The sequence below is a fragment of the Mesonia maritima genome, from assembly GCF_042433895.1.
GTDB classification, from domain to species: domain Bacteria; phylum Bacteroidota; class Bacteroidia; order Flavobacteriales; family Flavobacteriaceae; genus Mesonia; species Mesonia maritima.
The window spans coordinates 150609-173462 of sequence record NZ_JBHLUA010000027.1; the positions used below are offsets into that span (position 1 = coordinate 150609).

20 protein-coding genes are annotated in these 22854 nt (G+C 33.3%); 10 read left to right on the plus strand and 10 right to left on the minus strand.

What is annotated here, in order from left to right; all coding sequences use genetic code 11:
- Nucleotides 1-51 precede the first annotated feature (51 nt).
- From ACFFGL_RS14340 to ACFFGL_RS14350, 3 genes are read right to left on the minus strand one after another with little or no spacing between them, the layout of a single operon-like run.
- The gene (locus ACFFGL_RS14340) at nt 52-807 is read right to left on the minus strand and encodes a LytR/AlgR family response regulator transcription factor (RefSeq protein ID WP_309727737.1); all 756 of its coding nucleotides are present in this window, start codon (nt 805-807) and stop codon (nt 52-54) included.
- Between the two features lie 4 nt (nt 808-811).
- The gene (locus tag ACFFGL_RS14345) at nt 812-1120 is read right to left on the minus strand and encodes a 2TM domain-containing protein (RefSeq protein ID WP_309727738.1); all 309 of its coding nucleotides are present in this window, start codon (nt 1118-1120) and stop codon (nt 812-814) included.
- Nucleotides 1121-1125: 5 nt separating this feature from the next.
- Nucleotides 1126-2472, minus strand: coding sequence for a 2TM domain-containing protein (locus ACFFGL_RS14350; RefSeq protein WP_309727739.1), 1347 nt, complete (start codon nt 2470-2472; stop codon nt 1126-1128).
- Between the two features lie 305 nt (nt 2473-2777).
- On the opposite strand from ACFFGL_RS14350, the gene ACFFGL_RS14355 reads away from it, so the two are divergent.
- From ACFFGL_RS14355 to ACFFGL_RS14365, 3 genes are all read left to right on the plus strand, one after another.
- On the plus strand, nt 2778-5474 hold the full coding sequence (locus ACFFGL_RS14355) for a choice-of-anchor I family protein (protein WP_309727740.1): 2697 nt from the start codon (nt 2778-2780) through the stop codon (nt 5472-5474).
- A gap of 240 nt (nt 5475-5714) precedes the next feature.
- Nucleotides 5715-6155: a hypothetical protein gene (locus ACFFGL_RS14360; RefSeq protein ID WP_378928674.1), complete on the plus strand. Its 441-nt coding sequence runs from the start codon at nt 5715-5717 to the stop codon at nt 6153-6155.
- A complete protein-coding gene (locus ACFFGL_RS14365; protein ID WP_309727742.1) occupies nt 6155-6568 on the plus strand; it encodes a hypothetical protein in 414 nt (137 codons plus the stop codon). Before ACFFGL_RS14360 ends, ACFFGL_RS14365 begins: the two co-directional genes overlap by 1 nt.
- On the opposite strand, the gene ACFFGL_RS14370 is transcribed toward ACFFGL_RS14365, so the two are convergent.
- Nucleotides 6565-7872 (minus strand): NAD(P)/FAD-dependent oxidoreductase, encoded by a 1308-nt coding sequence (locus ACFFGL_RS14370; protein ID WP_309727743.1) that lies wholly within the window; start codon nt 7870-7872, stop codon nt 6565-6567. The genes ACFFGL_RS14365 and ACFFGL_RS14370 overlap by 4 nt on opposite strands.
- A 126-nt stretch (nt 7873-7998) precedes the next feature.
- On the opposite strand from ACFFGL_RS14370, the gene ACFFGL_RS14375 reads away from it, so the two are divergent.
- The 4 genes from ACFFGL_RS14375 to ACFFGL_RS14390 all read left to right on the plus strand — a co-directional run bounded on the left by ACFFGL_RS14375 (nt 7999) and on the right by ACFFGL_RS14390 (nt 13412).
- Nucleotides 7999-8493: an RNA polymerase sigma factor gene (locus tag ACFFGL_RS14375; RefSeq protein WP_309727744.1), complete on the plus strand. Its 495-nt coding sequence runs from the start codon at nt 7999-8001 to the stop codon at nt 8491-8493.
- Between the two features lie 3 nt (nt 8494-8496).
- Nucleotides 8497-9117, plus strand: a complete 621-nt coding sequence (locus ACFFGL_RS14380; RefSeq protein ID WP_309727745.1) for a hypothetical protein — start codon at nt 8497-8499, stop codon at nt 9115-9117.
- A gap of 99 nt (nt 9118-9216) precedes the next feature.
- Entirely contained in the window at nt 9217-12141 is a 2925-nt protein-coding gene (locus ACFFGL_RS14385; RefSeq protein ID WP_309727746.1) for a PEP/pyruvate-binding domain-containing protein, read from the plus strand.
- Between the two features lie 2 nt (nt 12142-12143).
- On the plus strand, nt 12144-13412 hold the full coding sequence (locus ACFFGL_RS14390; RefSeq protein ID WP_309727747.1) for a serine hydrolase: 1269 nt from the start codon (nt 12144-12146) through the stop codon (nt 13410-13412).
- Here ACFFGL_RS14390 and ACFFGL_RS14395 read toward each other — a convergent pair.
- From ACFFGL_RS14395 to ACFFGL_RS14410, 4 genes are all read right to left on the minus strand, one after another.
- A complete protein-coding gene (locus ACFFGL_RS14395) occupies nt 13409-16165 on the minus strand; it encodes an Npt1/Npt2 family nucleotide transporter (protein ID WP_309727748.1) in 2757 nt (918 codons plus the stop codon). The genes ACFFGL_RS14390 and ACFFGL_RS14395 overlap by 4 nt on opposite strands.
- An 88-nt stretch (nt 16166-16253) precedes the next feature.
- Entirely contained in the window at nt 16254-17180 is a 927-nt protein-coding gene (locus tag ACFFGL_RS14400) for a serine hydrolase (RefSeq protein ID WP_309727749.1), read from the minus strand.
- Between the two features lie 205 nt (nt 17181-17385).
- Nucleotides 17386-18195, minus strand: a complete 810-nt coding sequence (locus ACFFGL_RS14405) for a lysophospholipid acyltransferase family protein (protein ID WP_309727750.1) — start codon at nt 18193-18195, stop codon at nt 17386-17388.
- 46 nt (nt 18196-18241) lie between these two features.
- The gene (locus ACFFGL_RS14410) at nt 18242-18883 is read right to left on the minus strand and encodes an NUDIX hydrolase (protein WP_309727751.1); all 642 of its coding nucleotides are present in this window, start codon (nt 18881-18883) and stop codon (nt 18242-18244) included.
- Here ACFFGL_RS14410 and ACFFGL_RS14415 point away from each other — a divergent pair.
- Nucleotides 18877-19632, plus strand: coding sequence for a peptidylprolyl isomerase (locus ACFFGL_RS14415; RefSeq protein ID WP_309727752.1), 756 nt, complete (start codon nt 18877-18879; stop codon nt 19630-19632). The genes ACFFGL_RS14410 and ACFFGL_RS14415 overlap by 7 nt on opposite strands.
- Here the strand turns inward: ACFFGL_RS14415 and ACFFGL_RS14420 are convergent.
- The gene (locus ACFFGL_RS14420) at nt 19616-20242 is read right to left on the minus strand and encodes a trimeric intracellular cation channel family protein (protein WP_309727753.1); all 627 of its coding nucleotides are present in this window, start codon (nt 20240-20242) and stop codon (nt 19616-19618) included. The two genes, ACFFGL_RS14415 and ACFFGL_RS14420, sit on opposite strands and share 17 nt — an antisense overlap.
- Nucleotides 20243-20959 carry an RDD family protein gene (locus ACFFGL_RS14425; RefSeq protein WP_309727754.1) on the minus strand — a complete coding sequence of 239 codons (717 nt, stop codon included), beginning with the start codon at nt 20957-20959 and terminating at the stop codon, nt 20243-20245.
- A 40-nt stretch (nt 20960-20999) separates the two neighbouring features.
- Here ACFFGL_RS14425 and ACFFGL_RS14430 point away from each other — a divergent pair, with 40 nt between their 5' ends.
- Together ACFFGL_RS14430 and ACFFGL_RS14435 are read left to right on the plus strand one after the other, a co-directional pair.
- A complete protein-coding gene (locus tag ACFFGL_RS14430; protein WP_309727755.1) occupies nt 21000-21971 on the plus strand; it encodes a stage II sporulation protein M in 972 nt (323 codons plus the stop codon).
- Complete coding sequence (locus ACFFGL_RS14435) at nt 21958-22854, plus strand: hypothetical protein (protein WP_309727756.1); 897 nt, start codon at nt 21958-21960, stop codon at nt 22852-22854. Before ACFFGL_RS14430 ends, ACFFGL_RS14435 begins: the two co-directional genes overlap by 14 nt.

Consider the following 22854-nt stretch of genomic DNA (forward strand, 5'->3'; position numbering starts at 1 on the left):
AATATTTTAATTTCTAGAGAAGACAAAAGATTTTAAATCTTGATTATCAAGTTAATTTGCTAACCAATTTTTAAAATCTTTTACACGTTCTCGGCTTACAATAATTTCTTGTTTACTATTTTTTAATTGAAGTTTTAAGCGACTATTACTGTAAGCCAGAATGTCTTCTAGGTAATTAATATTAACAAAAAATTGCCGATTTACCCTAAAAAATAAATCAGGGTTTAATTCGTCTTCCAAATTTTCTAAACTCGTATCGAGTAAGTAGTTTCTGTTGGTTTCAGTTTGCAAATAAGTTCCTTTATTTTCACTATAAAAACATACTATTTCTTCAGTAGGAATCATTTTTAAATGCGAACCTACTTTAGTTACAAAACGTTTTTTGTAATTCTTCTCACTATTTTTTTCTGAAATTAATTCCTGAAGATTTGATATTTGCTTACTAACCTGATCTGGATTTACACTTTTTCTAAATTTATCTACCGCAGTTTTCAGCTCATCTTCATCAATCGGTTTTAGTAAATAATCGATGCTGTTTAATTTAAAAGCTTTAATGGCATATTCATCGTAAGCGGTGGTAAAAATTATCGCGCTGTTTATGGAAACTTCTTCAAAAATTTCGAAGGAAAGCCCGTCACTTAACTGAACATCTAAAAATATTAAATCAGGTTCTTGATTTTCTAAAAACCAAGTAATGGATTGATTTACAGAATGCAATAACACCTCAACATTTACATTCAGTTTTGCCAACATTCGTTGTAAACGTCTTGCTGAAGGTTTTTCGTCTTCAATAATTATAACTTTCATACTTTTATTCCCAACGTTGTTGAACTTCTTTCTCTTCCTCTTCTTGCAGATATTGCTGCACTTTTTTCTCTTCCCAACGTTTATCGAAAAAAGGATTTATTCTAAAAACACTCGCAGCTTGAAAAGCAATTCCGATTCCCCAACCGGCTGCCGGCCATAAAAACCACGGATAATTTGTATTACTAAAACCAAAATTTATAACGGCTAAAAAACCAATAACCAGTACGTAAACTATTAAATGGATATAAAAATCTTTCAGTTCTTTTACGCGTTCTTTTGCTTCGTAATAGCGTTTTTCGTAATTTGATTCCATAATTATTACTTTTTATCGTTATTTAAAAATTCTTTTATTTTACGTTCTTCCCATTTCTTAGAAAAAAACGGATTCTTATCGAATGTTTCCATATAATGGTACGCGACGCCAAATCCCCAACCAAAAGCGGGAAAAAGAAACCATAGAAAATCTAGTCCGTTACTCATATAATTTACAAAAAATAGAAACGGAATAACAATTACATAAGCTGTTAAGTTGTTATAAAATTCTTTCTCTTCTTTCACACGATTTTGCGCGATAGAATATTTATTCATACGGTCTAATTTTGATTGATTGATCTCTTTTTTATCGACCACGCCTACTATTTTGGTAAGCAAAGGCAATTGTATCTCGAAACTTTTTTTAGTTGAATTAATACTTACTTTTCTGGAAGTCAATAGTTCATAACGTTGCTGAATATTTTTTAGCCCAACTCCTACTCCTTTTTGTATTACCGATTTTTTCTGCAAATTATTTTTTATAATTAGCACATCATTTTCTTCTAGAATTTCTATTCGTAACGGATTTTCTACGGAAACCACATTATGTTTCACCGCGTTTTCTAATAATAATTGAAGTGATAACGGAACAATCTTAGCTTCCGGATTATTTAACTTTTTCGGCAAAACACATTGTATACTATTTTCAAACCGGGTTTTTAAAAGGCTTAAATAAACTTCGGCAAATCGCAATTCTTCTTCTAAACTTACCAATTCCTTATTTTTTTGTTCTAACACATACCGATAAACCTTAGATAACGAAGCCGTAAATTTTTGTGCAGCATTTGGGTTTTCATCAATTAAAGCGCTTAACACATTTAAACTATTGAATAAAAAATGAGGATCTAATTGATTTTTTAAGGCATCGAATTTCGCAGAAGCAGTTCCCGCAATTATTTTTTGTTCAGTTACTTTATTATCTTGTATCTCTTTGTAGAAGTAAAAAGCGTGAAAAAAGAGACTTACAATCGTTGAAAGTAACAAGGGAAAAAAGTAAGTCGAAATGCTTTCTTGGGCTAAAAATTCAGAAAAATTGTATTTCTCTTTTACAATTACTACATGAAAAAATCGGCAAAGTCCAAAAGCCAAAGTGGTTAGTAAAATTGAACCCGCCACGCCAACAATAAACCGTAATCTCCCTTGTGTGCTCCAATCTAATTTTTTTTCAAGCAAAAAGAAATACAGAAAGTTTACCACCGTAAGCACAAAAGCATACATGAAATTGATAAACATTCCTTCAAAATCTAATAAAATGCTGGTTTTAAATCCTGAAAAAACAAATCGTAACACAACAATTATTAAGGTAACAATTAATGCGACTCGGGTTAATATAATAATAGGTTTAAACGACATAATTTTATAAATCAACAAGATACTAAAGCATCCATAATTATTTAAAACAAAGATGCATCAACAATTAGCTATACTAAATAATTTTTAGCTGAACTGTTATTTTTTAGTACTGAAATGAAAAAGTTACTCATTAAGAATTGAAGCGAATGTAAATTTTCAACTATTAAAATGTTTACAGAATGTAAAATAGCGCTTTATTTTAGTTCAACTTTAAAATTATATAAACCTAAGATAAAGTAAATTTCAGCTAATTCTTTTCTTCTACCAGTACTTTTGAGGCAATATTAAACTAAACTATTTTTATAATGAAAAACGCTTACTTAAGTATGGTAATGAGCTTTTTTTGCTTGGCGACGTTTGCCCAAGAAGCTATCATTACTGGTTATGTTGACTCTCCTTGTCCTTCAGCTGATGGACGAGTTTTAGAAATTTATATTGACGGAACAATAGATCTTACCGGATGGAAAGTTCAGCGACAAGCTAACGGCGGCGGATTTACTACCGATATCGATTTGTCTTCTTTAGCAACAATTACAGATGAATTTATTTACCTTACCAATGATCAAGCTATTTTTACTGCTGAATTTGGGATTACAACAAATGTCATAGAAAATTCAGTAATCAGTTCTAATGGAGATGATGCTTTTCAAATAATTGATACGAATTCAAATGTAATCGATCGATTTGGTGAAGAAAATGTAGATGGAAGCGGAACAGCTTGGGAACACCAAGACACTTACTATTTAAGAAATACAGGCAGCACAGCAAACAACGGAAATTTTGACGCTTCCAATTGGACATTCGGCGCTTTAGATGCCTTAGATAATGAAGGTTTATGTAATTCTGCTTCAGCTTTAAGTACTTTAGTAAATTTGGGAAGCTTTCAAACAGTACAATTACCTGAAGTAAATTTTGAAGAAGAATATATAAGTGTAAATGAAGATGAAGGAACCGCAACCATTAGTGTATTAATTTCAGCTATACCAACCACAGACGCTACGGTAGAAGTTTCAGTTTTAACTGATGAAAGTACGGCTGTTTCCGGGCAACATTATACTTATTCTACGCAAACGCTAACCTTCACTCCTACCGGAAATTTAACACAAGATATTACTGTTACTATTCCTAATAATAGTGATGCTGAACCAGATACTTTATTAGCCTTAGGAATAACCAATACTACTAATACAGAGTTAGGTGAAAATAGTGCTCACGTTGTTTATATTTTAGACGATGAAAACCACGCGCCTACGGCAGCAAACACGTTAGGAATAAATTTCGGAATGAGCTATGCGATAACAGGTTCAAATCCCGGTTCAGAAATTGTAGCGCATGATGCTGCAACGCAACGTTTATTTGTGATGAATAGCGGAAATGCTTCTATAGAAGTCTTAGATTTCAGTAATCCATTGAACATAACTTCTTTAAACACTATCGATTTATCAACTTACGGTGACAGCGGAACAAGCGTTGCTGTTCATAACGGAATTGTAGCCGCAACCGCAGTTCCAGATGATATTAATGAAAACGGAATAATCGTATTTATGGATACCGACGGAACTATTCTTTCTACGGTTGAAGCTGGTTCTTTACCCGATATGGTAACCTTTACTCCAGACGGAACTAAACTTTTAGTAGCTAACGAAGGTGAACCAAATTCAGATTATTCCATCGATCCTGAAGGAACAATTTCAATTGTAGATTTAAGTAGCGGTGTTGCTAATCTTACACAAACAAATGTTACTTCCGTAAATTTTAATGCTTATGATGCACAGGAAGCCCAATTAAAAGCGGATAATATTAGAATTTTTGGACCAAACGCAAGTGTTTCTCAAGATTTAGAGCCGGAATACATTACGGTTTCTAGCGATTCGCAAACTGCTTGGATTACCTTACAAGAAAATAATGCGATTGCGGTACTCGATATTACTTCTATGCAAATTTCTGATATTTTGCCTCTAGGTTTAAAAGATCATAGTTTACCGGAAAATGCTTTAGATACTTCTAACAAAACAGATTTTATCTTTATGGCAAATTGGCCAATTAAAGGAATGTATATGCCAGATGCTATTGCAAATTACACGGTGAACGGAACAACTTATTTTGTTACGGCAAACGAAGGTGATGCAAGAGAGTATGATACCTTTGAAGAAGAAGTAGATTTAGAAGATATTACCTTAGATACTTCAATTTTTTCAAATCAAGATTTTTTAGAATTAAACGAAAACTTAGGAAAAATTACCATAAGCGAAGTTTCTGGTGATATTGATAATGATGGTGAATTTGAAGAAATTCATGTATTTGGAGGAAGATCATTTAGTATTTACGATGCTTCAACAGGAACGCAAGTTTACGATAGCGGTTCAGATTTTGAACGTATTATTGAAGAAGATCCTACCTATAACGCAATTTTTAATGCTACAGATGATGAGAATGAATTAAAAAACAGAAGCGACAATAAAGGTCCAGAACCTGAAGCGGTAATCATTCAGGAAATAAATAATGAATTCTATGCTTTTATCGCTTTAGAAAGAGTTGGCGGTTTTATGGTTTATAATGTTTCTAACCCAAACGCTCCGGTTTTTGAAGGCTATTTTAATAACAGAAGTGTAACGCCTGGCGAAGACGAAATTGCAAATTTAGGAGATTTAGCTCCAGAAAGTATAGTTTATATCGCTCCTGAAAATAATTCAGAAGAAAAAGGATTAATTGTTATCGCAAACGAAGTAAGCGCTACAATTAGTGTTTATACGCTAGATAATGTCACTTTATCAACTAAAAATTTCAATGAAAAAGTATCTAAATTTGTAATCTATCCTAATCCGGCGAAAACAGATAAAGTATTTTTTGCTGAACCTACTTCCTATTCTTTATTTGATATTCAAGGAAGAAAAATTAAAGAAGCAACAAATGCAGCTTATATAAATATTTCAGCCTTAAATCAAGGGACTTATATTGTTAGAAATCAGTTAGGTCAAGTACAGAAATTAATTATTGAATAATATTTTTCACCAACTAAACAACCAAAAAAACCACCGAATATTCGGTGGTTTTTTTATTCTCATATATAAAAGAAAAACCCAATCTTTGCAATTCAAACATTCAATAGTTAAACCATTAAAAAAAGAAATACATATAAACGAGCTGTTTTTCCGCTATTGTTAATTTATATTATTCACTTACTATTTCTTTACCATATAGCTGCGGAAGAAAAAAATTCAATTTATATCGGTGGAATAAGTATGAGTTTAATGCTCGTTATTTCATTAGGCTATTTTTACCTTTTTCAGAAAAACAATTCTTTAAAATTTGGGAATTGGTATCTTATTATCGCTGTACTTTTAGGAGCTTTAGCTACAACTTTTGTAAGTTTAACATTAAACTTCGGAACGGTAATTGGCGCTTCTACAATTGGATTGTTGGGAAGCTTTATTCCTAAAAATTTCTTCGGAAAAAATGAAGGTAAGCAACTTCGAACAGCAATTTACTGCGGAACTTTTATAGGAATGTGTCAACCGCTCGCGGAAAATCATTACCTACTTATCTGTTTTGCTTCATTTCTTGGCGGAATCGTGTATTGCCTTTCGCTTCAAAATTTAAATGGTTTCGGCGGAAAATTAGGAACTATCGCATTTACCGGTGTTTGCTTAGCTATTTTTTCACTTTATATATTCGTGTTTTAATGGAAATAATTTTGTACTTCATCACCGGAGTTATTGGCGCGGTTCTCCCCTATTTTTTAACCCGAAGATTAGGGCTAGATGCTGTAAAAGCTTCTGCATTACCTTCATTAATTGTGGGAATAATTTTTTACAGTTTTCCTGATATTTTATCGTCAAGTTTTCACGAAAATATTCCTTTCCTATTTTTCGGCACTTCGTTTGTAGGAATGGTAAATAAAAAAATTCTTCATACGTATGTTGAAGTGAGTTTTGCAGGAATAATTTTCACTATTCTTTATTTAAATGCCAGTAGTTTCTTTAATGGTTTTGGCGGCGCTTTAGGAACAGCCGCCTGTATTTCAGTATTAACTATCTTCGGAATAAAAAAAATTAAAACCTTGCTTCGTTTTTTATCTATTCAGCGAAAAAATTAGTCTTGTTCTACCACTTGTTCTTTCTCTTTTTCACGTTTAAACGGACGAATAATTAGTCTTGCTGCACGATCGAAATTTATATAACTGTAGGTCCAATTAAAGAACGTTACAATTCTATTTCTGAATCCTACTAAAAACCAAAGGTGAACAAACATCCACATAAACCAAGCTAATCCGCCACCAAAAGTCGATTTATTTAAATCTACAACCGCGCGATTTCTACCAATAGTTGCCATCGTTCCTTTATCGCGATAAGAAAATGGTTCTAATTTTTTCTTTTCTGCAAGACGTTCTAAATTTTTAGCCAAATGTTCTCCTTGCTGAATTGCAGGTTGCGCCACCATTGGATGTCCTTTCGGATATTTTTCACTTTTCATTAAAGCGATATCACCAATGGCGAAAACATTTTCATATCCGTTTACTTGATTAAAAACATTTACTTCATATCGATTGGCTTTTTCAACCATTGCGCTAGCGTTTAAACCTTTTACCGGAGATCCCGTTACACCGGCGCTCCAGATAAATGTACTGGTTTCAAACTCTAAATCGCTATTGGTTTTTACCGTTTTACCATCATATTCTTTAACCATGGTATTCAAATGAATTTGAACACCTAATTCTTTTAAGAATTTTTCAGCTTTCTTAGAAGCAGTCTCGCTCATTGGCGGTAAAACACGTTCTAAACCTTCTAAGAGATGAATTTTTATTTCATTTACATCAATATCCGGGTAATCTTTTGGAACAACGTTATTTCTAACTTCAGCAATTGCTCCGCTTAATTCTACTCCGGTTGGTCCCGCTCCTGCAATTACAAAATTCAGCAAAGCTTCCCGTGCTTTTTTATCGGTCGTAATGGTCGCTTCTTCTAAATTTTCTAAAATTAAACTTCGAATATTTAATGCCTGCGGAATTGTTTTCATCCACATTCCATTTTTTTCAATGCTATCGTTTCCGAAGAAATTAGTTTTAGAACCCGTGGCAATTACTAAATAATCGTAAGCTAATTCCCCAATATCTGAATAAATGGTTGTATGTTCAGCATCAATTGAAGTAACTTCAGCTAAACGGAAAAACGCATTATTTTTATTGGTGGTAATCTTCCTTAACGGATAAGCGATAGAATCTGGTTCTAAACCTGATGTAGAAACCTGATAAAGAAGCGGTTGAAAGGTGTGGTAATTTCTTTTATCGAGTAATACTACTTGAAACCGTTTGGTTTTCATGAGTTTACGTGCAAGATGCATTCCGGCAAAACCACCGCCAATAATTACTACGCGAGGTAAATCGGATTTTGGGATGTTCATAAAATCTTATTTTATACAAAGTTAAGATGCTAGCATGTATTAATATGTTAGGGTTTCTATAATTTCTGAACTTTGTTGTAACAAAATTATCTTAATGACTACTTATGTAATAGCTAACTTAGATTTGTGACCAAAGAACTTGAACATAATTTCGTTGAATTACTGGAAAAACACCAGAACATCGTGCATAAAATTTGTCGGTTATATACCAATAACCAAGATGCGCATAATGATCTTTTTCAGGAAATTACAATTCAATTATGGAAAGCTTACCCAAAATTTAGGGGAGAATCTAAATTTAGTACGTGGATGTATCGCGTGGCATTAAATACCGCGATTACACTTTACCGAAAATCAAAACGAAGCATAAAAACACAAGATTTCGATTCGGTGCTTTTTAGAATAAAAGCCGAAGAATACGACGATACTACTGAAAAACAACTTTCGGTAATGTATGCAGCGCTTCACGAATTGAATGATATTGACAAAGCACTTGTATTTCTTTATTTAGAAGATAAAAATTACAATGAAATTTCAGATACGTTGGGAATTAGCGAAGTAAACGCTAGAGTGAAAATGAACAGAATTAAAAAGAAATTGAGAAGTATCTTAAATCCGTAGCAGATGGACGAATTAGAATTATTAAAAAAAGATTGGAAGAAGCAAGAAGTAAACCTTCCGCATTATAAAGCAACAGAGCTTTACCCGATGTTATTGAAAAAATCTTCTTCTATCGTGAAATGGATTTTTATCATTAGCGTGATAGAACTCGGTTTGGGCGTAGTTTTGAATGTCTTTACGATGGATGAAAAATTCTGGAGAGATCTTGAAAATCTTCATTTAAAAACCGCTATCATTATCTTGTATGGTGTAAGTTACCTCATCACATTTGTATTTATTTATTATTTCTATAAAAATTTTAAATCGATTTCTGCAACCGACAGCGCTTCACAATTAATGCGAAATATTTTAAAAACACGTAAAGTGGTAAAATACTATATTTTATATATTTTGATTTCCGCAGGAATTACGTCCTTGCTAGTGTTCATTTTTGTATTTATGTATCCGCCGGCAGAATTACACGTAAATCCAGATAAGATAAATTGGTATAAAGTAGTCGCCTTAGGAGTAATTATAACTTCTATAATTTTACTGGTTATTTGGGGAATTTACTCCCTTCTCTACGGAATTCTATTGAAAAAACTAAAACAGAATTATCGCGAATTAAAAAAGCTGGAACTCTAATTTTAAGAGCTTACAAACATTTCTTTAATAGTGTTTTAACAAGATGTGAGGCTAACTTTATAAGGAAGAATTGTACTTTGGCACAAACTTTTTCCTCTAATGAAATTACCATCACCACTTGTTTACAAAATATTCATTTTAACCTTTTTACTATTTTTTTCTACCTTAAGTAATAGTCAAGAACTTTCCGATGAAAAAATACGTTCTTTAATTGAAGAATTTAAAACACTTCACCGCGGACCTTATTTGAAAATTGAATGGTTTTGTGATGATGGTACCAAAAGAGATTCCAAAGATCCTTGTCCCGATAAAATTGGCGGAATTCAACATGCGAGTTACAAACCTATTGTAGAAAGACTTCAAGAAGAAAACCATATTTTTTTCGCCGATATTTTAGCCTATACCGATAAAGGAGATTTTTGGGATGCAAACAATCAACATTCGCGCTTAAAACAATACCAACTCAATCAATATTTAATGAATATTGACAATGGTTGGATTATGGAAAAAGCGCAATTTTATCGTGGTGCAATTCAATCTGAAGATGAAGAAGAATGGGGAATCGATTTTTACAACTGGTTATTACTAGATAATCAAAAAATTGAAGAAAATTTCTTTTTAATTCGCCAAAGCCTTAAAAATATTCCACATAGCGGAAGCGACCAAACCGCGCAAAAAATTAGAAATCTTTCCAAAGTAATTGCCGATAATAATTCCCGTTTTATGGATGTTCGCACCAAACTTCACAGTCAACCTGAAGAAAGCGACATTAAATTGGTTAAAAACTTTAGAGAAAAAAACAGCGATAAGTTAAGTAAAACTGAACTTCAGCAATTAGATTCGCTTCAAAATTCATTACAAAAATTTTACGCCCCTATAGATTTAAACTGGTTTGCCCAAAAAGCAACCGTATTTCCTAAAGATTCCTATTTACGAAACAAGCTAGAAAATTTTTCTACCAACGCTGCAAATCGTGAAAATAATTCAATTTTAATTGAAAACGCTGCAAATTTAATGTGCGATATTAGAACACAATTAACCGAAGTTCAAAGTACCTCAGACCAACTTGTTGCGCTTGATATTTCCTTAAAACTAGAAGAAATAATTTTTAGAACCGCGCCCGAATGGAAACCCGAAAATTTAAGAGAACAACTCGATAAAATTTACGCCTTAAGTTTAGCTTCAGCCAGCGCAGGATTTGTAGAATGGTGGGAATGGAACAGCGTAGATCACTATTTACAGTTACAACAAACCGATGAAATTACCTTAGAAAATCTGCAACAAAAATTAACTATCGCACGTAGCCAAGTAGAATGGAGCGCTTCTATGGTAAAAGCAATTTATGGCGATGTAGTCGAAAAATATGAAGCATTCGAGCCGAAAGCAAACAGTTTTATAGACGATAGACTTCGTTCTTCAATCGCCTTGCAATTGGGGAAAAGTGTAAGCGAATTAGGCGATTTTATTGCTGAAAAAGCTTCGTTGGAAAACAAAGTATTTAAGTTGAATAATCAAAGTTCAATTCGCGGATTAAATCCAGGTTATGCTTTAGGCGAATTAGAAATTATTAGCGGAACTTCAACTGAAATTGATGTAAACCCTAATAAAATTTACATTTTTCAAAAACCACCTTCAGATTTAAAACCCATTGCAGGAATTTTAACCGTTGCCGAAGGAAATTTAGTTTCGCACGTACAATTATTAGCGCGAAATTTAGGAATTCCCAACGCTGTGATTTCTGCTGAAAATTTAGAACAACTTCAAAAATATGAAGGCGAAAAAATATTTTTTGCTGTTTCTGAAAAAGGAACTGTGGTAATGAAAGAAGCCGACGATATGGAGAATGAAGAAGAAGATTTATTTGCTTCAGAAGAAAAACAGAAAGAAAAAATAAACGTTCCCACAGAAAAAATTGACTTAACCTGTCAAGTTCCAATTCCATTAAGTCAAGTGGACGCTTCAGATTCAGGTAAGATTTGTGGTCCAAAAGCCGCAAATTTAGGTCAGTTAAAAATGATGTTTCCCGAAAAAGTAGTCGATGGTGTGGTGATTCCTTTTGGTGTTTTTCGACAGCATATGAACCAAAAAATGCCCTTGCAAGAAGGCTCGTATTGGGATTATTTAAAAGCAACTTTTGCGCAAGCAGAACAGATGCGAGAAAATGATATTCCTGAAGAAGAAATAGAATTATGTCAACTAGATCGCTTATTTCAATTGCAAACCGCGATAAAAAATATGCCGCTTCAAGAAGATTTTAAAACGTATTTAGCTGAAAGTTTTTACGATAATTTTGAACAACCCCTCGGAAATGTTCCGGTATTTCTTAGAAGCGATACTAATATGGAAGATCTGCCAAATTTCACTGGAGCGGGATTAAATTTAACGGTTTTTAATGTTCGCGATGAAGCGAAAATAGTTCAAGGAATCAAAGACGTTTGGGCTTCACCATATACCGAACGTAGTTTTAAATGGCGCCAGCGTTTTTTAGAAAATCCTGAAAATGTTTATCCGTCAATTTTAATTATTCCATCGGTAGATGTAGATTATTCCGGTGTTATGATTACCAAAGGAATTAATAACGATAATGAAAATGATCTAACCGTAGCATTTAGCCGCGGCGCCGGTGGCGCTGTTGATGGTCAATCTGCAGAAACCTGGTTAATCGATATTGAAAAAGGCGCACAATTGTTATCGCCTGCAAGAGAAGCTTCTTACAACCGCTTACCTACTGAAGGCGGTTTAACCAAAAAATATTCCAGTTTCGATAAACCCATTTTATCTGAAAAAAATATAAACGCAATCCGAAAAATGGCGAAGGATATCCGCAAAATTTTACCGGAACGAACTTCAAAAGAAAATACCGGTCCGTATGATGTGGAACTCGGTTTTCAGAATGATAAATTATGGCTTTTCCAGATTAGACCTTTCGTAGAAAATAAAAATGCGAAAAGTTCAACGTATTTAAAATCGATTACGCCAACTATAGATAACGAACAACTTATTTCTTTAGAAACTAACTTATAATTATGCGATTTACTTTAAAAATTATTGCTGTACTTTTTATTTCTTTATTCTTATTTGCCTTTACTACCGCAAATTATTACCCAATCGACGGTTACAGTTCCACAGGAATTAGCCGTTTGTTGCGTTTAGAACGTATTGCAAATGATTCTACCAAAACCTTAGATTTACCAAAAGGTGCGCAACTTCCGTTAAATTGTATAGAATTGAATTTAACCAAAATAAAAGAGAAACCTGTTGAAGAATTTTTAACGGAAGATAAAGCTTTCGCTGAAAAATTAGCCAAAGTGATTCCCGGCGGAAATTATTCGGCAACTATTTTAGATATGACCGATTTGGAAAATATAAAATACGCCGGTTTCAAAGAAAATTTAGGCTATCAACCCGGAAGTGTGGGAAAATTGACCGTAATCACCGCGCTTTTCACTCAACTTCGAAATATTTGTCCCGAATCTTGGGAAGCAAGAAAAGCCTTACTAAGAAATAAGCGTGTGAAAGCCGGAAATTGGGCACTTTACGATCATCATACCATTCCAGATTATGATATTGAAAAAGATCGTTTGGTGAAGAGAAAAGTAAAAGCTGATGACGTTTTTTCGCTATATGAATGGGCAGATCACGTAATGTCTGTAAGTAATAATGGCGCTGCGAGCGTAGTTTGGCGAGAAGCAATGTTAATGGCAGCTTTTAAAGATCAATACGAATATATTACCCAAGAAGAAGCGGACGCATATTTTCAAGAAACGCCAAGAAAAGAATTAACGAAATTAGCCAACGATTTGGTAAATGATCCGCTTCAAAAATTAAATATTTCTAGAGATGAATGGCGTTTAGGAAGCTTTTTTACTTCCGGAGCAAATAAATATGTTGGGGATATTGGCGGAAGTATTGGAACGCCACTCGGTTTAATGAAATATTTGGTTCAATTAGAACAAGGAAAAGTAGTCGACCAAGAATCGAGTTTAGAAATTAAACGCTTAATGTATATGACCGACAGAAGAATTCGGTATGCCTATTCTCCCCGACTTCGTGATGCCGCGGTTTATTTTAAATCGGGAAGTTTATATTCTTGCGATAGAAGTAACGGAAAAACTTGTGGTGAATATGCCGGAAATGTGTATAATTATATGAATTCGGTGGCTATTGTTGAACATCCAAATGGCGCAAAATATATGGTTTGTTTAATGACAAATGTTTTACGGAAAAATTCAGCTTACGACCATATGATTTTAGCTTCTGATATTGACAAAGCAATCACCGAAAAAAATAATTAAGCAGCATTCATCGCTTCTTGTGCTTTTGCTGCAAATGTTCTAATTTTTTTATTAGGATGGTGCAATAAAGGCGCGACAAGTTTAAAATATTTTGCGTTATTTATTCTTCTAATTAAGTATAAAACCGCTAATTTAATTTTAAGATCTTTTCCTTTTAAAAGCATTTTAAAACATTCATATTCACTAGGAATAATTTGCATCGATTCATCTAAATGTTGAGTTGAAGAGCTTAAAATTGTATTTTCAACTAAAGGCAATAACGCGTTTTTTAAATTCGGATGAAGCAAGTTATCTAAAAACTCAATTGCATTGGCGCGAATATCTTGTTTTTCACTTAAAATTCCGTGGTAAGCAATTTCAATATCCTTTTGTTGATAATGTAAGCCTAACAATTTAAAAATTTGCTCTAAACCACTATCTAAACGCTTTTCGAGTAATTCAATTAAACTTCCGCGAGCAGAAAATTCTTCAGTAAGTTCATCGCTCGCTTCCGATAATTTATATTTTTTTGAAATATGCTTTTGCAAATACATCGCCGATAAAGTGTAATGATACAATTTACATTCTGATAGAATTAACCGAACCACATCGCGTTTGCTAAATTTTAATTCGGGTTTTTCTTGTTTAATATCGTTCAAGATATTTGCGGCTTCCAAACGAACAATAATATCTTTATTCCGCAGTAATTTAAAAAGATTATTTACCGCGTTTTGATCTTTAAAAGCACCGATAATTTGTGGAATAAATTGTTTGGCGTTATCTTTAATTTCATCCATTTTCAGCTTCAGCATTAATACTTTCATTATTCCCGAACCGTACGAAATTAAAGCTTCTTGCGCGGCTTTTCTGTACTCTTTTTGAGTTAAGAAATTCAGCAAATCGCCAATAAAAATAGGACTTGTACTAATTCCTGCGGCTTTTATCGCGGCTAAAATTACTTTATCGTCAATGTTATTAAAATGCGCTGAAATAAATGAAAAATATTTTGGAATTCCTGCATAACCAATCGCTTGAATTAATTCTATGGTTTCTTGTGGTCGATGATTTTCGCTCGGTAAATTTAAATCACGAATTCCCATATCGATCCGTAATGATAAATTATAACGCTTCGCCAAAATTGGATTGTCACGTGATTCGCGTGCTAAACAAAATAGCGCCGCAGAAGAAATATAATCGTTCTCGTGGTTTAAATACGCATCGAAAATACGCAAGTCGTTAATATCAGTATGTGTGAGTAAATACTGCATCGCGGCGAGTACAACTTTATCATTTTCAACATGAATTAATTCTTGAACTTTTTCGATTGCCGTTCCTTTATCGAGAAAATATAGATTTTCGATCGCCGCAGCTTGAATTTCTGGGTTTGAATGCGAGAGTAATTTAATCACCAAATCTCTTAACCGTTTATCTGAAATTTCTTTTACTTTATTCAGCATAAATAAAATTTCAGAATCTTCACCAGTCGATAAAACTTTAATAATTGTCTCTTTAGTACTGACTTTTTTAGAGGATTTATTCTTTTTATTCAGTTTATTTTTTTCAGTAAAACTGATTAAATTTTCTCGGAAAGATTCAAAATACGTTCCTCTGATTTTGTAGATAAAAAAGAGCCAAATTCCTAATAATAAAACAATGAGAATGGAAACTTCGCGTGCTTCAAATTGAAAACCTTTAATTACAAAAATCAATAAACATCCTGCTAAACCTGTAGCAACACTATCGACAACAACGTCAATAAACGATTTTGTTTTATTTTTTACTTCCGTAGGAACGGGTAAAACCAATAATTCTGAAGCTGATTTATTAACCGATTGTTTTAAACTTCCATCCATTGCTTTTACTAAAATTACCACCCATAATTCAGGAAAAACGATAAATAAAATTGCGGCGACTCCAATAGCGATCGGAAGAATCATTAAGGTGGAAGCCACGCCCCAAACGCCAACTACTTTTCTGGTAAAAAATAACTGAATCGCCAACGAAGCTAAATTGAACGTTGAAAACCAAAAACCAAAAAAGGAAGCGAGATCTTCTGAATCGGGAATTTCGCGGGAAGCAATATCACTAAATTGAAAATCGACCAGTTTGGCGACTAAAACGCTCATTCCTATAATTCCGGCGATATAGGTAAGGTGTTTTGATTGTAAAATGAGTTTAAAGGAAGATTCATTCGTCGCATAGGTTCGTTGTTTTTGACGAAAAACCCCTAACTGGCGAACCCTTTTTTTCCAAATTATATTAGAAATAGGAATACAACTGATAATTAATATTGCTGCGATAATCATTAAATTATCGTTTCCTATTAAAGGTGCAAAGAGATTTGTTAAGTAACCGCCAACGATTCCGCCTGCGATGGCTCCCGCGCCAATAAAACCAAATAATCGTTTTGCTTCGCGAATATTATAAACCAAATTAGCTAAAACCCAAAATTGAGAAGTACTTAAAACCGCAAATAAAGCAACCCAAACGTAGTAGAAATAAAGTAAGCTTTCAGAAAAATAATGTAAGTTTAAAAGTACTTTTAGTGATAAAAATACCAATCCGGAAATTAGCAACGTAACCCGAATAATCTGCAAAAGGGAAAATTTCTTTAATGCACGGTTGTAAAAATAAGAACTGCAAACTGCCACAACCGCAACTAATAAATAAGCGTAAGGAAGATTTGCTGCGGTAAGTTCAGATAAAAATAACGCATTAACCGTAGGTTTTACGATTAATAGCGTTGTAATTATTATAAATATATACAGCTGCATGAACAAAGAAACGGCTAATTCGCCGCTTCTTATATCAAAGGTTCGCTGTATGAACTTTTTTACCATTCTTAAGAAAACTACTTAACTATTATGTAGTTTCCAAAGAACGTGATTTTTTTATTACTTTTTCTACAGGAACTATTAAATCTCTAATAATTTGTTCTCCCCTTTCATCTTGAATTAAGGCTACAACAATATATTTTCTACCGTCTTTACCCCAAACTAACGCAGAATCTGCGTGGTAATTTCTCCAAGAACCAGACTTTCTAAATACACGTGCTTCTGGAGCAACTCTATCTAACGTGTTTACAAACTTGTGGTGCAAGTGAGAGTTTTCCATAATGTCTAACATTTGCTTAGATCTTTTTGGACTCACAAGGTTTCCGGTAATCATTTGGTAATAAAATCTACAAACTTGTTTAACAGTTGCCGCGTGACTTAAACCTTTCATAGGATCTGGATTTCTAGGTCCTGAGGCTGCATAACGCTTACCTACCCAAAGTCCGCCACCGTGATTTTCATCATATAATTTATATTTCTTTCCGGTAAGAACATCTTCAATTTTTTTATAGCCAAGGCGATCAATCATACGTGTTGACGCGTGATTATCTGAACGACTAATCATTAATTTTAGATCTCTTTTTACAGCTGGAGTTTCTTCAAGTTCACATTTTTCAATCGCGTCCATAGAAGCTAACAGAATGGCAATTTTAGGAAGACTTGCAGCATACATCATTTCTTCACTGTTAATTCCAGCGTAATGAATATTCTCAAGATCGTTTAGATCTACAATTCCTACAGACATTCGTTTAGAATCGATTAACTTCTTCCATTGCGGATTACTATTAATTTCTTCTTCTAACAAAATTTGCATCGGATCGGTGCTAATTTCTTCTAGCGGTTGCAAATTTTGTAAATGTTCATCAATCGGAAGAATACTTTGTTGTGCTGAAGTAACCACACTCATAAAAGCAATTCCAATAGTAAAGAAAATATTTAGCGGACGTTTTAACATAAAATATATTTTGAGTTTTAAAGGTTCTTAATAATTTTTAAACTTTCTAAACTTATTAATCGTTAACAAACTGACTAACAGTTTTTAGAAATACACCTAATATAGTTCAAGATTTATGCCATTAAGTAATTATTATGTTAAAATTTTAAAGTCTTAACATTTATTACTAAACGGAAATTTTCACTGATTATTGTAGTAGAAAAAATTATTCTTTATAACTCCAACGTCGCATTTCGTTGAGTTCTTCTTGAATTTTCAATTCTTTTTCGGAAATAACTTTTAAAAAGGAAGGATGTTGCTCGATAGCAATTTCTAATTTTTCAATAATACTATCTACCGATTCATTTTCGTAATCGAATTCCAAAGGTTCTTTAATTACCATAGATTGAAGAATACCTCGCTTTTTAATTCTAATTCCTTTTTTATCGAACGAACGACGGAAACCATCGATTACAATAGGAACAACCACGGGTTTGTATTTTCTGATAATATGCGCGGTTCCTTTTCTAAGCGGTCGCCAAGGTTTTGTAGTTCCTTGCGGAAACGTAATAACCCAACCATCATCTAAAGCTTTACCAATGCTCGTAATATCGCTCATTTTTACTTGACGGTTCACTTCTTTTCCTTTTTCTCGCCACGTTCGTTCTACTGAAATTGAACCCGCGTAAGCTAAAATACGCGCCAACAAGCCAGATTTCATGGTTTCTTTTGCAGCAATATAATAGACGTTAAGCTTCGGTTTCCAAAGATAACTAACATTTTTAATGGAGTTTCCTCTACCGCTAAGACTCGCGTTAAACACGTGAAACATTGCCACTACATCTGCAAAATAAGTTTGATGATTAGAAACAAATAGGACGTTTTGTTCAGGAAGGTTTTTAATAATTTCTGAACCTTCAATTTTTAATTCATTAAAACCACGGTAACGACGATGCGTCATTGCGCCTAATATTCTAATGAGCCATTTTTTTAAAAACAGTATATGTCCAAAAGGATTTTTTTTGAATAATCCCATAAATTTTCTAAAATTTTAAAGCCGTCAAATATACGAATTTCAATTTTTAAAGTACCTGATTCAGCATAAGCTTTACTTCACTGAGCATCATTGCGGTAGCTCCCCACACAACATGACCGTTTAGTGAAAATGCGGGAACATTTACATTTGTTGCATACGATGTAGACAAGTTTTTTTCAATAAGGTTTGATTGGTCTAGAAAATCTTTAATTGAAATTTCTAAGATTTCTTCCACTTCACTTTCTTGTTTTACAAATTTTGGGGTTTCTTCTGTAATTCCTAAAAAAGGTTGTACCCAAAAATTAGAAGGCGGAATGTATATTTTTGTCAATTCTTTTAGCACCATAATTTTTTTTGGCTCCACTCCCACTTCCTCATAAGTTTCTCTAATTGCTGTTTCCTGTAAATTTTTATCAATTTTTTCAGCTCTTCCGCCGGGAAATCCTATTTGCGCAGAATGTACACCTTTATAGGTTTTTCTTAGAATGAGAACTAAATGCGTATTTTCATTTCTATCAGGATAAAATAATGCCATAACGCCTGCCATTTTTGGAGAACGCTTTTCAATATCTATAGCAGCTAACTCATTTGTTCTAAATTTTGGTGACATTTCGAGGTGCGCTTTTTCCCCAATAAGGTCAATTTTTTCTATTTTTGAAACAGATTTTTTAAATTCTGAAAATGTCATTTGCAAAATACCTTATTTACTTCCTTTTAATTATACCAATTGTTTCTAGTTGTGAAGATACTAAATCGAAAAAAACCGAGCAGCAAAATTCTATTACAAAATCTGTAAAAAAAGAACAAGCCAAGAAAGACGATAGTATTGTAAATAGCATTAAAATTCCTGCCGGTGGAACTAAAACCGAAGTGAACTTAAGAGAAATTGAATTTGTAGAACAAGAAGAATTAATTCCTTTTTTGGAAAAATACGGAGAGAACAATCCTGAAAATCTCGTGTTAATTTCTACTTCATTTGGCGATATTAAAGTAAGACTTTTTAACGATACACCTTTGCATCGCGCTAATTTTATTCGGTTGGTAAAAATGGGCTATTTTAATACTACTTTTTTTCATAGAGTCGCCAAAGATTTTGTAATTCAAGGTGGAAATAGCGATCGCGTTGCCACAACAAAAGTGAGAAATCGCGTAGGTTCTTTTTTAATTCCGAGTGAATTTAGTAATCAACACAAACATAATCGCGGAGCGTTTTCAGCCGCAAAATATGCAGAGCAAAATGTGAGTAAAGCTTCTTCTCCGTTTGAATTTTTTATTGTGCAAAGCCAGCGTGGCGCACATCATTTAGATAACGATCATACCGTTTTTGGAGAAGTTATTAGCGGAATGGACGTAGTCGATAAAATTGCCCAAGTCGAAGTTGACGATAAAGAATGGCCGCGCGAAAATGTGGAGATGAAAATTAAGATTCTGGATTAATTTCTTCATTTTTATAAATGGAAGGCAATTGTAAATTAAAATAGACCGCAAGCGAACGTACTAAAATGACTACAATCCCGGAGGAAATAAAAATTATACTCTCCACAAAACCGAATTGCAATAACACAAAATAGGTGATTCCGCCTAAAATACAGGCGGTAGCATAAATTTCTTTTCTAAAAATAACCGGAATATCGTTGCATAAAATATCACGAATTACACCGCCAAAACAAGCAGTTGTAGTTCCTAAAGCTATGCAAACAATTGGCGATAAATCTGCGGCAAGTCCTTTTTCAATTCCTAAAACGGTGTATAAACCAATCCCAATGGTATCAAACAAAAATAAAGATCGCCTAAAGTAACTTAATTTTTTTCTGAAAATAACAGCTAAAATCGTAGTCCCGATAATTACATAAACGTAAGTCATATTGCGTAACCAAGCTACTGGCGTTCCTATTAATAAATCGCGTAACGTTCCGCCACCAACCGAGGTTACAAAAGCAATTATTAAAATTCCGAAAGCGTCCATTCGTTTTTTTAACGAACTCAACACGCCCGAAATTGAAAAGGCAACTACTCCTAAAATGTCAACTAATAATACATAATCCATCTATTGCTGCGTATAAAAATTATAATCGGTAATTACTTTTTCTACAAAAGCCAAAGGTCGTTCTTTTGGTTCAACTTCCATAACTTCAGCAATACGCTTTGAAAGTGATAAAATTACAGCATGGTTACTGTCAAATTTTGCTTTACGATACATTTGTTTTATTTGCTGAATCTCGCGATCTGAAAATACTCTTACTTGTGGATATTCAGGTTGGTAATTTTCAGGAAGATCTACCAATAAGGTTTGATGAAGTGAAATTTGTTCTTTTTCAGAAATTACGGTTGTTTTTGCAGCTAAATCGCCTAATCGTTGCCCTTTTCCATTTAATAAAATAGTGACTACCGCAATACTTCCGCTACATAAAGTAATATCTATAAAACGCAACAACCACCGAATTATATAAGCCGAAAAAGACGGTGTTGAACCATCGATTTTTACGACTCTAATTTTTAAAGCGGCTTTTCCTAGCGATCTTCCGTTCCAAAAAATTTCGAATAATAAATGATATAAAAACGGCGGAAGCCCAAAAACCAATAATAAAAGCCAAGTTTCGTTTTGAATGGTTTCAAGTAATGCTACCATTACAAAAAGCATCATTAATTCGTAAGCTATGATAATTAATGCATCTACTAAATAAGCGAGCAAACGATCGCCCAAACTGGCAACATTTTGTTGAATTCTGACATTTTGAGCGGTTTCTATTTGAAAATTATCCATTAATATGTTTCTTTGGGAATCGAAATTTTTACGTAAAAATATGCGCGAAGCAGCTTTTGTGAAGCAAAATAAGGATAAATGGTTAAAATTTGAAAATGTTATTTCGAATAAAATTCAAATTTCACCAGATGAACTCTCTGCGCTTTACTTAGAAGTGACCGATCATTTAAGCTACGCCCAGACTTTTTATCCGAAAAGTGAAACGCTTCGCTATTTAAATTCGCTTTCTTCTAAGGCGCATCAAAAAATTTATAAAACTAAAAAAGAGTCGCGCAAACGCTTTATTACCTTTTTTACGCATGAATTTCCGCTAAGTTTTTATCAGTATCAAAAACAATTGTTACTTTCTTTTCTTGTGTTTTTATTATTTGCCGTTATAGGCGCTTATTCTGCTTCGCAAGATGGAGAATTTGTTCGGGCTATTTTAGGCGATGCTTACGTAAATATGACGCTGGAAAATATTGAAAATAATGACCCAATGGCGGTTTATAAGGAAGCTAGCGAAATGAATATGTTTATGGGAATTACCATTAACAATATAAAAGTAGCGCTTCTTGCTTTTACGTTCGGCATTTTATTAGGCGTAGGAACAATTTTTATGATGATGCAAAATGGAATTATGTTGGGTTCTTTTCAGTACTTTTTTTATGAAAAAGAAATGCTTTGGGAATCTGCTAGAACCATTTGGATTCACGGAACGATAGAAATTTCTGCTATAGTTGTTGCGGGTTGTGCCGGTTTAGTAGTGGGAAAAAGTATTTTATTTCCGCAAACATTTACACGATTAGAATCGTTCGTTCGTGGAACAAAAAACGGACTTAAAATTGTATTAAGTACCGTTCCTTTATTTATTATCGCCGGTTTTTTGGAAGGTGTTGTAACACGTCACACGGAAATGCCCGATTGGCTGGCAATTTTTATCATCAGTATTTCTTTAGCTTTTATATTATTTTATTACGTCTTTTATCCTCGTTATCTCTATAAAAAATCTCAACCCAATGGAACAAACTAACTATATCAATTTTAAAAAAGAACGTGAATTAGGTGAAGTTATTAGTGACACCTTCGCTTTTATTCGACAGAATTATAAAGTGCTTTTTCAAATTTATACAAAAGTGCTTTGGCCGGTACTTTTACTAATGCTTTTAGCGATTTGTTACTATACGTATATTACTCTTAACTTGGGTGAAGATATTATGTCTTTATCGGGATCTACCAACCCTAGTTCAGGAATGTTTAGCGCTTTTTCCGGAATATTTCTTGCCAGTTTCGTCTTGTTAATCGCGAGCTGGTTTTATTATACGTTTTTATATGGTTCTTACCAATACGCGGTAAATTCTTACATTGAAAACAATGGTGAAATAAAAATTGATGAAGTTAAAGAAGGACTAAAACAAAACTGGTCAAGTTTTCTTGGGGCAAGTTTCTTAGCTGGCCTATTAACTTTTATTGGCGCTATTATGTGTTTAGTTCCTGGAATTTATGTAATGGTTCCGTTTACATTGCTTTATTCTATTATGGTATTTTATAAGATGGGCGTTTCAGAATCTATTACGTATAGTTTTTCTCTTATTAAAAATAACTGGTGGATCACGTTTTTTACCATTATTGTGATTTCAATTATTTACTTTATAATTACGTACGTTTTCAACTTACCGGCAATTATCTACACGTTGGTAAAATCATTAGTTTATTCGCAGGAAGGAAATCTCGCAGATCCTAGTTTTGCTTTTGATTGGGTTTATTTAACATTGTCTGCTTTATCTAGTGTCGTACAATATTTATTGTATCCTATTATAATTATTGCTACTGTTTTTATTTTCTTCAATTTAGATGAAAAAAAGAATCAAACCGGAACTTATGAAGCGATCGATTCATTAGGAAAAAAGGATTAA